We start from the raw sequence: 13,358 nt of genomic DNA, 5'->3' as shown, positions 1-13,358 counted from the left end.
ATCAGCATGACAATCAAGGGAACCGGCCTGTTGGCCATCTGGAGCACCGTGAATGCGGACTTCGAGACCGACTACCTGCACTGGCTGACGCGTGAGCATGTGTTCGAACGCGTCGCGGTGGCGGGCTTCCGATCCGGCCGGGTGTTTCGCCGCCGCGGCAGCGCGCCTTCGGAGTACATGATCCTGTACGAGCAGGACAACGCGCAGGTCATGAGCAGCGACGCCTATCAGGCGCGCCTGAACCAGCCGACGCCGTGGACCCAGCGAGTGATGCCGAACCTGCAGAAGTTCAGGCGCGGCGGCGGTACGATCGTCAAACAGAGTGGCCACGCCTGTGCGTTTGGCGCGCGCCTGGCGGTGGCGCGCTTTGAAGACGGCTTGCCGGACGCCTTGCTTGGCGACGACTCGACCGCCACGTGGAAGCGCATCTCGGACATCGATCGCGTGGTGAACCTGTATGCGATGGAAGTGGCGGCCGACGGCACGCAGATCGCCACCAAGGAAAAGTCGATGCGGCGCGGCGGCGAGGGAATATTCAAGGGCGTCTTCTTGTTGGAAGCCCTGGATGACGACGCGCTGGAGCGCTCCCTCGATGCTGCGGTTGCGGACCTGGCGATTCCGGCCACGCAATTTGAAACCTACGATCTGGTGTTTGCGTACGCGGATCGACCGGCCGGCTGATCTGTCTGCTGATGGCGGTTGAGAAGAAAAGGGCCGCATCCATGATGCGGCCCTTCTGCATCAAGGCAACAAAATCGACAGTTCTTCCGCGCCTTTTTTCAGCACCGGCAGGAACTGCTCTTCCATCTGTCTGCGACTGACGCGGGTCGCCTGCACGCCCACATTGAGCGCCGCCACCACGTTGCCGCCGGCGCCGCGTACGGGCACGGCGATCGAACGCAAACCGACCTCCAGCTCTTCATCGATCAGGGCATAGCCGTCTTCGCACACGCCGGCCAGGATTTCGCGCAGGCGTTTCTGCGACACCACCGTCTTGTCGGTCATGGCGCGCAGCTTCACCTTGCTGAAGTAAGTCTTGAGCTGGTCTTCCGGCAGATGCGCCAGCATCGCGCGACCCAGCGACGTGCAATACGCCGGCAGCCGGCTGCCGGTGTTGAGCGCGACCGACATGACGCGTGACGCGGCCGAGCGGGCCACATACAACACCTCGGTGTCATCCAGCACGGCCAGTGAGCAGGACTCGCCCAGCGTGCGGCTGATGTTGTTCAGGTAAGGCTGGGAAGAGACCGTCAATGGCGTCGACGAAAGGTAGGAATAGCCCAGCGTCAGGATCTTCGGACCCAACGAAAAGTTATTCACGTCGGCATCCGCATAACCGAGCTGGCGCAGCGTATGCAGGCAGCGGCGCACGGCGGCGCGCGGGATGCCGGTCTTCTGGCTGATCTGGGCAATCGTCAGGCTGCGGCGCGAATCGGCGAAGGCGCGGATGACGGCCAGGCCGCGCGCCAGCGAGGTCATGAAGCTGGGATCGGTGAGGGCGTCGATTTCTTCGGCGATGCTCAGGCTGCGCTCGGCGGCCGGGGCCGTATCGGCGTCGTCAGTGGATTTCGGCGGTGCTTTCTTGTTGGCGTTCCTGGGCATGGTCTCGGGGGGAGGAGGGAAGTAGATTCGTATTCTAAACATTTGTGCGGTGAACGAACACAACCGCTTCCTGCTTATTGACGATGAAACCGCCATTTCTCTACACTGGATGTGCGAAATATGACTATTTGTTCGATTATCGAACATTCCAGATTGGTACACTTCAGAGAGACGCATCGTGATCGATAAAACTTTTGAGTCTTTGGAACAGGCGGTGGAAGGCATCCACGACGGCGCCACCATCATGATCGGCGGCTTCGGCAACGCCGGCATGCCGTCCGCGCTGATCGACGCGCTGATTGCCCAGGGCGCGCGCGAACTCACCATCGTCAACAACAACGCCGGCAACGGCGAAACCGGACTGGCGGCGCTGCTCAAGGCCGGACGGGTGAAGAAGATCATCTGCTCCTTCCCGCGCCAGACTGATTCCCAAGTGTTCGACGCGCTCTACCGCGCCGGCAAGATCGAGCTGGAACTGACGCCGCAAGGCAATCTCGCAGAACGCATCCGCGCCGCCGGCGCCGGCATCGGCGGCTTTTTCAGCCCGACCGGATACGGCACCATGCTGGCCGAAGGCAAGGAAACGCGTCTCATCGATGGCCGCCACTACGTGCTGGAGTCGCCCATCCACGCCGACTTCGCATTGATCAAGGCGTTGCGCGGCGACCGCTGGGGCAACCTGGTCTATCGCAAGACCGCGCGCAACTTCGGCCCCATCATGGCCATGGCCGCCAAATGCACGATCGCGCAAGTCAGCGAAGTCGTGGCGCTGGGAGAGCTCGATCCGGAAGTCATCGTCACGCCGGGCATCTTCGTCCAACGCGTGGTGCAGACCGGCGTGCAAACCAGTATCCCGAGCAATCTGCAGGAGGCCGCACAATGAGCCGCTATACCCGTGAACAAATGGCCGCACGCGTGGCCCGCGACATTCCCGAAGGCGCCTACGTCAACCTCGGCATCGGCCTGCCTACCAAGGTCGCCAACTACCTGCCGGCCGACAAGGAGATCTTCCTGCAAAGCGAAAACGGCCTGCTCGGCATGGGCCCGGCGCCGGCACCAGGCGAAGAAGACGAAGACCTGATCAACGCCGGCAAGCAGCCGGTCACGCTGCTGACCGGCGGCGCCTATTTCCACCACGCCGATTCCTTCGCCATGATGCGCGGCGGCCATCTCGACATCTGCGTGCTGGGCGCCTTCCAGGTATCGGCCGGCGGCGACCTGGCCAACTGGCACACCGGCGCGCCGGATGCGATCCCCGCCGTGGGCGGCGCCATGGACCTGGCCAGCGGCGCCAAGCAGGTGTTCGTGATGATGGAGCATCAGACCAAGAACGGCGAAAGCAAGATCGTCGATCAATGTGCCTATCCGCTCACCGGCATCGGCTGCGTCAATCGCATCTACACCGACTTGGCCGTGATCGACGTGACGCCGCAGGGCCTGCAGGTGCTGGAAATCGTCGAGGGATTGTCCTTCGAAGAATTGCAAAAACTGACCGGCGCAACGCTGCGCGCGGCCGCCTGAGCTACATGACTGCAGTGAGGAAAACATGACAGACGTATTTATCTGCGACGCTGTTCGCACTCCCATCGGCCGTTTCGGCGGCGCGCTCAAGGACGTGCGCGCCGATGACCTCGGCGCCGTTCCGATGCGCGCGCTGATGGAGCGCAATCCTCAGGTGGATTGGAGCACCGTCGACGACGTGATCTACGGCTGCGCCAACCAGGCCGGCGAGGATAACCGCAACGTCGCGCGCATGTCGCTGCTGTTGGCCGGCCTGCCGCAGGACGTGCCGGGCGCGACCATCAATCGCCTGTGCGGATCGGGTATGGATGCGATCGGCATCGCTGCCCGCGCCATCAAGTCCGGCGAGGCGCAACTGATGATCGCCGGCGGCGTGGAATCGATGACGCGTGCACCGTTCGTGATGGGCAAGGCCGACAGCGCTTTCTCGCGCAACGCGGCAATCCATGACACCACCATCGGCTGGCGTTTCATCAATCCGCTGATGAAGGCGCAGTACGGCGTCGACGCCATGCCCGAGACCGGCGAAAACGTCGCCGACGATTTCCGGATCAGCCGCGCCGACCAGGACAAGTTCGCGGTGCACAGCCAGGCCAAGGCGGCCGCGGCGCAGCAGAACGGCATCCTGGCGCAAGAGATCGTGCCGGTGATCATTCCGCAAAAGAAGGGCGAGGCGATTACCGTGACGCAGGACGAGCATCCGCGCGCCACCAGCATGGATGCGCTGGCCAGACTCAAGCCCATCGTCAGGGCTGACGGCAGCGTCACCGCCGGCAACGCCTCCGGCGTCAACGACGGCGCCTGCGCCTTGCTGCTGGCCGGCGCCGACGCGGTGGAAAAATTCGGCCTGAAGCCGCGGGCGCGCATCCTCGGCATGGCCACTGCGGGGGTCGCGCCGCGCATCATGGGCATCGGTCCGGCGCCCGCCAGCAAGAAGCTGTTGGCGCGGCTGGGTCTGGATATCGCACAGATGGATGTGATCGAACTGAACGAAGCCTTCGCTTCGCAGGGATTGGCGGTGCTGCGCGAACTCGGCGTGGCCGATGACGATGCGCGCGTGAATCCCAACGGCGGCGCCATCGCTTTGGGCCATCCGCTCGGCATGAGCGGCGCACGCCTGGTGACCACCGCGACTTACCAATTGGAACGCATTGGCGGCCGTTACGCCTTGTGCACCATGTGCATCGGCGTGGGACAGGGCATTGCGATGGTCATCGAGCGGGTTTAATCGAAGAGGCGTACTCGGCCGACGGTCTTACTCGCGCGACTGATTGAAAATCGGCGAGGACGGACTATTGCCCGCCAGCTCGCGCGCAGCGGCGAGCAGATCGGGGCCGAGGCTCTCCATGCGGCGCATGTCGAGCCGTTGCAGCGGGCCCGCGATACTGATTACGCCGATGGCCGCATAGCCGGTGCGCTGTATCGGCGCCGCCATCGCCGTCATGCCCGGCGCAAATACTTCACTGATGAGCGCATAGCCGCGACGACGGCTTGCCTGGATGAATTCCAGCAAAGCCTGGATCGTCGTCGGCGCGTTGGGACCGTAGTCCTTGGGCTTGCCGAAGCCTTGCCTCGACACCAGTTCCAGCGCACGCTCATCTGACATCGTCAGCATCCACGCGTGGCCGGTGGCGGAGCACGACAGCACCGTGTCCATCCCCATGTCCGGATCGTAGCGCAAGCCCTTCCTGGCGCCTTGCGACTTCGCCACCCACGTCAGCCGGTCGCCGTCGACGATGGCCAGCCGCACCAGTTCCCCCGATATTTCCGCCAGCCGGTCCAGCGTCGCCTGGGCCACGTCGACGATGCCCGACGTCGCCAGATAACTGAGTCCGAGGCCAACCAGTTTGGTCGTCAGCACGTAGTCGCCATGCTCGCGAATCTGACGCACATAGCCGCAGCGCACCAGGTCGGTCAGCAGGCGATGACAGGCGCTGCGCGGGATCTCGAGTTCATCGGCCAGCAGGGTCAGCGGCGTCGCTTCCGCCTGTGCCGCCAGGTACTCCAGTATCCCCAGCGTGCGCTCCAATACGCCATTCATTGCGGTCCGTCTCCATTGTAATTTTCATGATGCGGAATCAAATTCCAGTGTGGAATTATGTTCCAGAAGCGCTGATATTATCCGCTCAGAACACCGAAGTAAATCTGTAAATGTGTCGAATAAATTCAGGTTACATAAGGCTTTCAGACTGGATTTGAAGTTCTCGCAGCGAATTGAAATTTATTTTTCGGCAGTTCTATTAATAAAAATATGTTCGATTATCGAACAATCAGATAAATTAATTTCCAACAGGAGACAAGGATGAGCACGAGCAGTTATCAAGACTCTCAACAGGCCGCGCACGAACGCATGGGAACGCGCGCCGTCACCGCGGCGACCGTCGGCACGGCGCTGGAATGGTTCGACTTCACACTGTACGGCGCGGTCTCCGCGACCGTGCTTCCCAAGCTGTTCTTCCCCTCGATGGATCCGACCAACGCCTTGCTGGCCTCGCTCGGCACCTTCGGCGTCGGCCTGGCGGCGCGTCCTCTCGGCGCCATCATCTGCGGCCATCTGGGCGACAAGATCGGACGCCGCAACCTGATGCTCGGCACCGTCACGATCATGGGTCTGGCGTCGGTGCTGATGGGCCTGTTGCCGACCTACGCCATGATCGGCGTGTGGGCCCCGATCCTGCTGGTGCTGCTGCGCATCATCCAAGGCTTCGCACTCGGCGGAGAATCGACCGGCGCACAACTGATGGCGCTGGAACATGCCTCCCCGGATCGCCGCGGCAAGTATTCGGGTCTGCTGGGTTTGTGCTCACCGCTCAGCCAGATCATGGCCAACGGAGTGCTGCTGCTGATTTCATCGTTGTTGACCAATGACGCCTTTGAAAGCTACGGCTGGCGTATTCCCTTCGTCCTCAGTTTCGTGCTGGTGGTGGTCGGTCTCTACATCCGCCTGAAAGTCGATGAGACGCCCGCCTTTGTGGAACTCAAGAAGACCGCCGCCGCGCGCGTCAGCAGCCCGCTGAAAGACGCCGTGCGTTTCCACTACAAGACGGTGCTGCGCTGGATGTTCTTCTTCTGCGGCCCGGCAGCGCTGTTCTACCTGATCGTGGTGTTCTCGCTGAGCTATGTCACCAAGACGCTGGAAGTGCCAAAGCAAACCGCCTTCCTGCTGCTGATGGGCGCCAACGTCTGCGCCATCGTCGGCGCACTGGCCGGCGGCATGCTGAGCGACAGGATCGGCCGCAAGAAGGCGTTGGCGGTCGGTTCGATTGCCACACTGCTGATCCTGTTCGTGTACTTCCCGATCCTGGAGACCAGGAGCTTCTTCCCGATGCTGGCGATCATGGGCTTGTTCCTCGGCTTCACGCAATTCCAGAGCGGCATCCAGCCGGTGGCGTTTGCCGAGGCGTTCCCGACCAATGTGCGCTACTCGGGATCCGCGCTGGCCTACACCGGCGCCAACCTGCTGACCGGCGGCCCGATGCCGATCGTGGCGGTCTGGCTGCTGAGCAAGTTCAACGGCTCGCCTTGGGCGGTGGTTGGCGTGTGCGTGGTGCTGAACCTGCTGTCATTGCTCATGATCATGTGGGGACCGGAGACGCGCGGCATCGACATGAACCGCGTCGATACATCGCATGACGCGGCTACGCACGACGGCACCGTTGCCGGTGTGCAGACGCGCCGGGCCACCTGAAAACCGATTCAATACTGACTTCATCTATGTCCAAGCTTATCTACGTCCTCAACGGCGCCAACCTGAACATGCTCGGCAAGCGCGAGCCGGAAATCTACGGCACCACCACGCTGGAGGAAATTCGCCTGCGCACGCTGGCCGAGGCCAAAGAGCTGGGGCTGGAGTGCGACTTCCGCCAGACCAATCACGAAGGCGTCATGGTCGACTGGCTGCAGGAAGCCTTCGAGCGCGACGCCGGCGTGATCATCAATCCGGCGGGATTTTCGTTCGCCTCGATTCCGGTGCTGGATGCCGTGAAGCTGATGTCGCAACCGGTGGTCGAACTGCACATCAGCAACATCCATCAGCGCGACGAAGCGCATCGGCATTCGCTGGTGTCGCTCGCGGCCAGGGCAGTGATCTGCGGCCTTGGCGCCGCAGGTTATCCGATCGCGGTACGGGCGATCGCGGCGTTGATGGAAAATTGAAGTTACTCGGGGGAGGGAAAACGGGCTGTCCGGATGGATTCGGACAGCCCGTTTTTTCTTGAAGCGCAGAGAAGGTCTTTTACAGTTGCGCGAGGAAGTCGCCGACCAGCGCGGCAAAGGCTTCGGGCTGCTCAACGGCGCTGATGTGCGAAGCGCCTTCGATCACCTGCAGCTGCGCGCCGGCAATGGCGTCGGCCAGCGCCTGTCCCATCGCTACCGGCGTTCCCTGGTCGAGCGCGCCGGCGATCACCAGCGTCGGTACGGTGATCTTGCCCAGCCGTGCAGTGGTGTCGACCGTGCCGACGGCGTTGCAGCAGCCGACATAGCCTTGCGCGTCGGTGCTGGTCAGGCGCTCGCGGAAGCGGGCAACGGTGGCGCCCTGGTCGGCCCGGAAGTCGTCATGGAAATAACGCCCCATGACGGCGTCGGCGATCGCCTCGATGCCTTGCTCGCGCACCGTGACGATACGTTGCCGCCAGGCTTCGCGTGCGGCCTCCGGATAGGTCGACGTGGTGTTGGCGAGCACCAGCGCGCGCACCAGTCCCGGATGGCGCAGCGCCAGTTCCTGTCCCGCCATGCCGCCCATGGACAGGCCCACCCAGACTACCGGTCCGGTATCGAGTTCGCGCAGCAGGCGCGCGGCGTCGTCGGCCAGGTCGGCCATCGAATACAAGTCCTCACCTTCACCCTTGTCCGAACTGCCGTGGCCGCGATGATCGTAGGCGATCACGCGGCAATCGCTTGCCAGTTGATTGGCCAGGCCGTCCCACATCATCAGGTCGGCGCCGATGGCATGCGACAGCACCACCGTATGGCGTGGTGCCCGACCGTTGCGCGGCTCGCGCACGGTGTAGTGCAGCGCGGGTGAAGAGAGCGTGCGGCCCTGTTTGCCGATGCCCGGATGGCAGGTGTCGGCCGGACGCTGCGGTTCGACCTCGTAGCCGATCTGCTCGCCCACCTCACGCAGGATTTGCTGGGCGTGACTGAACGCGGTGTTGCCCGCCGGGACGCCGGCGTAGATGGCGGACTGGATCAGCACTTCCTTCATTTCATCGGGCGTCAGGCGCGTGGCGGCGTCGCCCAGCAAGCCGGCGCGCACGTGCAGTTCGAATTCTTCCCAGCGGCCCAGCGCAATCGTGATGGCCAGCACGATGATGCGGCGGGTCTTGTGGTCGAGACCGGGACGGCCCCAGATTTCATTCCAGGCGAAGCGCGTGATCAGGTTCTGAAACTCGGCGTTGAAGTTGGTGGCGCCCGCCACCGAACGGTCTACCCAGGCATCGCCGAGGACGCTGCGGCGATTGCGCATGCCGCGCTCGAAATCGTGGTCGAGAGGATCGAAGCTCATGGTGGTCTCAGTCGTTTTTGTCAAGAAAAAGGGGATGACGGGCGGCGCTGCAGCAAGCTCTTCAATTGATGCTCCGCCAGTGTGCGCGCTGCACTCAGCGCCTGAACCGGATCGAACAGATCTTGCACCCGGCGGATGTCGATCTGCTTGCCGAGTTGAGCGTCGTCGTTGATCGCCGCAGTCAGCACATCGGCCAGCTGGCCTTGCGTCGCCACGGTCCGCTGCGTAAGTTTTTCCAGCAAGGCGTGCGCAGCGGGACGGCCGATGGCGCCCGCCAGAAAGATCGATGCCGCTTCGGCAAATACCAGCCCTTGCAGCGCATCGATATTGCGGCGCATGCGGTTGGTGTCGACAACCAGTCCGGCGAAGGCGTCATTCAGTGCGTTGAGAGCGCCGTGCGCGCCGAGGAACAGCGCCGGCCATTCGGCCAGTTCCGCCTGCCAGTTGCCAAGACCGCGTTCATGCTGCTGCGCCATGGCGGACAGCAAGGCGGCCGCGTGATGAGGCGCACGGTTGGCCGCGGCCAGCGCGATCATGGATGACACCGGATTGCGTTTGTGCGGCATGGCCGAGGAGCCGCCGCGGCCGTTGCCGGCGGGTTCGGCCAGCTCGGCGATTTCACCTTGCGCCATCAGGCTGAGGTCGGTCGCCAGCTTGCCGAGGCTGCCGGTGAGCACTGCGACTTCCATGCCGAGCCGGACCCATTCATCGCGCTGGGTGTGCCAGGCGGCGTCCGCCTTTTTCAGCTGCAAGGCGTCGGCCATGCGTTGCGCCACTGCGGGGCCTTTGTCGCCGAGCACGGCCAGCGTGCCGACCGCGCCGCCCAGTTGCAGTTGCAGGGCGCGCGCGGATTGTGCGCGCAGTTGTTCGCGTGCGCGCACCAGCGGCGCGGCCCAGCCGACCAGCTTGAAGCCGAAGCTGGTGACCTGCGCCGGCTGCATCAGCGTGCGCGCCAGCACCGGCGTGGACAGATGTTGCCCGGCCAGCTTCAGCAAGTGTGCGGTCAACTGGTCGAGCTCCACGTCAATCAGTTGCAAGGCCTTGCGCGTGGCCAGCACCATTGCAGTGTCGAGCACGTCCTGGCTGGTGCTGCCCCAATGCACGTGCGCGGCCGCTTCCTGGTTGTCGAGCGCCACGGTCCGGGTCAGCTCCTTGATCAGCGGAATCGCCAGCGCGCCGGCGCGCCGACCGGCTGTGACGATGGCCGCGATGTCGTAGCGATGTACATCGCAGGCATCGCCAATCGCACGTGCTGCGGCTGCGGGGATGACGTCCTCGGCGGCTTCGGCGTTCGCCAGCGCCGCCTCGAAGTCGAGCATCGCCTGGACGATGGCGGCATCGTCGAAGACCGCGATCATCTGCGGCGTGGTCAGAAAACTGTCGAACAGGGAAACGCTCATGGGGAATTCCTCAGCTTCTTATGTGTAGTCGAAGAATACGGTTTCCTGCGCGCCCTGCATATGGATGTTCCACAGATAGGAGCCGTCCGCCTGCTTCTTCGCAATCAGGGTATCGCGGCGTTGCGCGGGCACCTGAGCCAGCAGCGCCGACTGCGCCAGCCCGGCGTCGTCTTCGAGGAACACGGCAGTGAACTGATGCTTGGTCAGGCCGCGCGCAAACACGGTGATGTACGCCGCCGGCTTTCCGGACGCAGCCGCCGGCGGCTGCGACACCTGCAGCGTGAAGCCGCCTTGTTCGCCGCTCGGTACGCGGCGATAGCCGGGGATGGCGTGCGCGGCTTCCTGCGATGCGCTGGCCGGCATCCAGGCTTCGATCCAGGCGTCATTGATGGCGACGCCGTCGCCGTCGAAGACGGCGCCCGTGATGCGGATGGTCGATGCGCTGCTGTCCACGCCGGCCGTCAGGTCGACGGCCCAGCGCCAGGCTTCATGCGGAAAAGGACCGATGGTCTGCGATGTGGTGATCTTGCTTGTCATGATGTTGTCCAATTGTTCAAAGGCCCATCGGCGTGGCGTCGCGGCCGCGCAGCACGATGTCGAATTCATAGCCGAGCATCTTGTCGTCGACGGTCTGCTCCAGGCTGAAGCGCGAGATCAGGCGCTGGCGCGCCGCCGCATCCGGAATACTCTGGAAGATCGGGTCGTACTCGAACAGCGGATCGCTGGGGAAGTACATCTGCGTCACCAGGCGTTGCGCATACACGTTGCCGAACATCGAGAAATGGATGTGCGCCGGACGCCAGGCCTTGTGATGGTTGCCCCAGGGATAAGGGCCCGGCTTGATGGTGACGAAGCGATAGCGGCCGTCGTCGTCGGTCAGCATCTTGCCGAGGCCGGTGAAGTTGGGATCGAGCGGGGCGTCGTGCTGATCCTTCTTGTGCCAGTAGCGGCCGGCGGCGTTGCATTGCCAGACTTCCAGCAGCGAATTGCGCACCGGCTTGCCGTCCTCATCGAGCACGCGGCCGGTGACTACGATCTTTTCCCCCAACGGTTCGCCCTTGCCCTGGGCGGTCAGGTCCATGTCGTGCGGCAGGATCAGTTTCGGCGAGGCGAACAGATTGGTGGTCGTGGCCTGCTCGTCGCGCACCCGCAACGGCGCCAGCGTCGGGCCGCGTTTGAGGGTGGATTTGTAGGCGGGATGGATCAGTTCCGGATAGACACCGGGTTCGATGGCGTCGAATTGCATGGGCTCTCCTCAATGGGCTGTCGGCTGGCCCGCAACGGCATGGGGATGTCTCCTGCACGTTCCGCGGGCGGTGGGCAAATCATAGGGAAAACGCCCTTGCGCCCACAAGCGCGGAGCAGCGCACAACATTCGCCATTCGCCCTATTTGTGCGAGAATCGCACAAATAGGGTCTTTTCCGCATTTGCCATTCGCCGAGGAAATCATGGTTCCCATCACACCAGAACTGCAACGCCAGACAAGGGCAGAAGAGGATGCCGGCCTCGGGCAACCGCTCAAGCGCGATATCGTCGCCGGTCTGGAGAAAGGCCTGCAAGTGATCGAGGCCTTCGACCAGGAACGCACGCGCCTCACCATTGCTGAAGTCGCGCAACGCACCGGGCTGACACGCGCCGCCGCGCGCCGCTACCTGATCACGCTGACCCACCTCGGCTACATGCGGCACGACAACAAGACCTTTTCGCTGACGCCGACCGTGTTGCGCCTCGGCCAGTCCTACCTCCATTCGGCGCGCCTGCCCCGCATCGTCCAACCGTTGCTGTATCGGTTGGCGTATTCGCTGGGCGAGGCGGCGTCCTGCGGCGTGCTCGATCACGATCAACTGGTGTGTGTTGCGGCGGTCAGCGCCGGCCAACTGGTGTCGACCACGCTGCAACCGGGTACGCGCGTGCCGGCGTATTGCACCGCCAACGGCCGCATCCTGCTGGCCAATCTTCCGCATCAGCGCATGGCGCAGATGCTGGACAAGCTGGACGTCGAGCAGATCACCTCGCACACGATTACCGACAAAGTGCTGCTCGGACAGGAGATCGTCCGCACGCGCGAGCAGGGCTATGCGCTGGTCGATCAGGAGCTGGAACTGGGCCTGCGCACCATGGCCGTGCCGCTGCGCAATTTCCGCGGCGATGTGGTCGCAGCGATGAACATCAGCGTGCACGCCGCCCGCATGAAACTGGAAGACATGGTTGAACGCTGCCTGCCTGCGCTGCTGAAAATACAAGTCGAAGCAGGTGCCTTGCTGTAGCCTGATTTACCCCTTCGCCGCAGTCATCGTCTCCTTCGCGATGGCCATCGACGTCCGCAAAAAGCGAGCTCGTTCAATCTCGCTGTTGCCGCTCTCCAACTGCAATGAAAACCGCATAACCTAGCGCGGTTTTCTACGTTGGTGCAGCCGGCGCCGGGACCTACACTAGGCCCGGATTCAATTTCAAACCTACGCATCCGGATTCGGGCAAGACGCCCGGCGGGCGCGCACTCAGCTCATAGAAAACCGCCATGATTTTTTCCAAGAAACTGCAGCGCCTGGCGCTGGCCGTCGCCATGTTCTCCGCCGCCGTGTCGGCGCACGCCAATGACACCATCCGCATCGGCCTCAACCCCGGCGTGACCATCGACGTCGTCCAGTTCGTCAAGCAGCAAGCGGCGGCGCAAGGGCTGGACGTGCAGATCGTTGAAATCAGCGACTGGATTTCGCCCAACATCGCGCTCAACGACGGCAACCTGGACGTCAACTTTTATCAGAACACCGCCTTCCTCAACACTCAGCTCAAGCAACGCAAACTGAAGCTGGTGCCGGTGGCGTCGATCTGGAGCATCCAGTCCGGCCTGTTCTCGCGCAAGCTCAAGAAGATCGACGACCTGCCGGTCGGCGCCTCGGTTGCGATCGCCAGCGATCCGCTCAACGGCGCGCGCGGTTTGCTGCTGCTGGAAAAAGCCGGCGTCATTAAATTGAAGGACGGCGTCGGCATCGAAGCCACACGTTTCGACATCGTCTCCAATCCGAAGAAAGTAAAGATCGTCGAGCTCGAAGGACCGCAACTGGCGCGCGCGCTGGATGACGTCTACCTGTCGGCGATCTCGCCTTACGTTTATCTGCCGGCCGGCATCGATCCATCGACCGCCTTCGTCACGGAAGACCTGCGCGATCCGCTGTTCCACCAGGTCGTGGTGGCGCGCGAGAACAACAAGGATGATCCCAAGGTGCAGAAGTTCGTCGCCATCTTCCGCAGCCCGGCCGTCAAGGATTACATCCAGAAAAAATATCCCGCCTTCAAGGTGCTCTGGTAACTTTGGCAATCACGGCCCTAC

Annotated in this window: 14 protein-coding genes; 8 read left to right on the top strand and 6 right to left on the bottom strand. The window is 63.2% G+C overall.

Features of this window, described 5'->3' with window-relative positions; all coding sequences use genetic code 11:
- Nucleotides 1–6 precede the first annotated feature (6 nt).
- A complete protein-coding gene (locus tag ACIROW_RS17015; RefSeq protein ID WP_402277617.1) occupies nucleotides 7–681 on the top strand; it encodes a hypothetical protein in 675 nt (224 codons plus the stop codon).
- 60 nt (nucleotides 682–741) lie between these two features.
- On the opposite strand, the gene ACIROW_RS17010 is transcribed toward ACIROW_RS17015, so the two are convergent.
- Nucleotides 742–1,602, bottom strand: coding sequence for an IclR family transcriptional regulator C-terminal domain-containing protein (locus tag ACIROW_RS17010; protein WP_402277615.1), 861 nt, complete (start codon nucleotides 1,600–1,602; stop codon nucleotides 742–744).
- 178 nt (nucleotides 1,603–1,780) lie between these two features.
- On the opposite strand from ACIROW_RS17010, the gene ACIROW_RS17005 reads away from it, so the two are divergent.
- From ACIROW_RS17005 to pcaF, 3 genes are read left to right on the top strand one after another with little or no spacing between them, the layout of a single operon-like run.
- A complete protein-coding gene (locus ACIROW_RS17005; RefSeq protein ID WP_402277613.1) occupies nucleotides 1,781–2,485 on the top strand; it encodes a 3-oxoacid CoA-transferase subunit A in 705 nt (234 codons plus the stop codon).
- On the top strand, nucleotides 2,482–3,123 hold the full coding sequence (locus ACIROW_RS17000) for a CoA transferase subunit B (RefSeq protein ID WP_402277611.1): 642 nt from the start codon (nucleotides 2,482–2,484) through the stop codon (nucleotides 3,121–3,123). The genes ACIROW_RS17005 and ACIROW_RS17000 overlap by 4 nt, the downstream gene beginning before the upstream one ends.
- A 25-nt stretch (nucleotides 3,124–3,148) precedes the next feature.
- Nucleotides 3,149–4,351 carry a 3-oxoadipyl-CoA thiolase gene (gene pcaF / locus ACIROW_RS16995; RefSeq protein ID WP_402277609.1) on the top strand — a complete coding sequence of 401 codons (1,203 nt, stop codon included), beginning with the start codon at nucleotides 3,149–3,151 and terminating at the stop codon, nucleotides 4,349–4,351.
- Nucleotides 4,352–4,378: 27 nt separating this feature from the next.
- On the opposite strand, the gene ACIROW_RS16990 is transcribed toward pcaF, so the two are convergent.
- On the bottom strand, nucleotides 4,379–5,164 hold the full coding sequence (locus ACIROW_RS16990) for an IclR family transcriptional regulator (RefSeq protein WP_402277607.1): 786 nt from the start codon (nucleotides 5,162–5,164) through the stop codon (nucleotides 4,379–4,381).
- 261 nt (nucleotides 5,165–5,425) lie between these two features.
- Between ACIROW_RS16990 and ACIROW_RS16985 the strand changes: the two genes are divergently transcribed.
- Together ACIROW_RS16985 and ACIROW_RS16980 are read left to right on the top strand one after the other, a co-directional pair.
- Nucleotides 5,426–6,811: an MFS transporter gene (locus tag ACIROW_RS16985; RefSeq protein ID WP_402277605.1), complete on the top strand. Its 1,386-nt coding sequence runs from the start codon at nucleotides 5,426–5,428 to the stop codon at nucleotides 6,809–6,811.
- Between the two features lie 26 nt (nucleotides 6,812–6,837).
- Nucleotides 6,838–7,278 carry a type II 3-dehydroquinate dehydratase gene (locus ACIROW_RS16980; RefSeq protein ID WP_402277604.1) on the top strand — a complete coding sequence of 147 codons (441 nt, stop codon included), beginning with the start codon at nucleotides 6,838–6,840 and terminating at the stop codon, nucleotides 7,276–7,278.
- 79 nt (nucleotides 7,279–7,357) lie between these two features.
- Here ACIROW_RS16980 and pcaD read toward each other — a convergent pair whose 3' ends face one another.
- The 4 genes from pcaD to pcaH are packed head-to-tail and all read right to left on the bottom strand — an operon-like array spanning nucleotide 7,358 to nucleotide 11,272.
- Nucleotides 7,358–8,626 (bottom strand): 3-oxoadipate enol-lactonase, encoded by a 1,269-nt coding sequence (gene pcaD, locus ACIROW_RS16975; RefSeq protein ID WP_402277602.1) that lies wholly within the window; start codon nucleotides 8,624–8,626, stop codon nucleotides 7,358–7,360.
- A gap of 20 nt (nucleotides 8,627–8,646) precedes the next feature.
- Complete coding sequence (locus ACIROW_RS16970; protein ID WP_402277600.1) at nucleotides 8,647–10,026, bottom strand: lyase family protein; 1,380 nt, start codon at nucleotides 10,024–10,026, stop codon at nucleotides 8,647–8,649.
- Nucleotides 10,027–10,044: 18 nt separating this feature from the next.
- Entirely contained in the window at nucleotides 10,045–10,563 is a 519-nt protein-coding gene (locus tag ACIROW_RS16965; RefSeq protein WP_402277598.1) for a protocatechuate 3,4-dioxygenase, read from the bottom strand.
- 16 nt (nucleotides 10,564–10,579) lie between these two features.
- Entirely contained in the window at nucleotides 10,580–11,272 is a 693-nt protein-coding gene (gene pcaH / locus ACIROW_RS16960; protein ID WP_402277596.1) for a protocatechuate 3,4-dioxygenase subunit beta, read from the bottom strand.
- Nucleotides 11,273–11,475: 203 nt separating this feature from the next.
- On the opposite strand from pcaH, the gene ACIROW_RS16955 reads away from it, so the two are divergent.
- Both ACIROW_RS16955 and ACIROW_RS16950 read left to right on the top strand, forming a co-directional pair.
- Entirely contained in the window at nucleotides 11,476–12,294 is an 819-nt protein-coding gene (locus ACIROW_RS16955) for an IclR family transcriptional regulator C-terminal domain-containing protein (RefSeq protein WP_402277594.1), read from the top strand.
- 251 nt (nucleotides 12,295–12,545) lie between these two features.
- Nucleotides 12,546–13,337: a MetQ/NlpA family ABC transporter substrate-binding protein gene (locus ACIROW_RS16950; RefSeq protein WP_402277592.1), complete on the top strand. Its 792-nt coding sequence runs from the start codon at nucleotides 12,546–12,548 to the stop codon at nucleotides 13,335–13,337.
- Nucleotides 13,338–13,358 lie beyond the last annotated feature (21 nt).

Source organism: Herbaspirillum sp. NPDC101397 (assembly GCF_044767325.1).
Taxonomy (GTDB): Bacteria; Pseudomonadota; Gammaproteobacteria; order Burkholderiales; family Burkholderiaceae_D; genus Herbaspirillum.
This window is presented reverse-complemented; position numbering and strand designations above follow the sequence as displayed.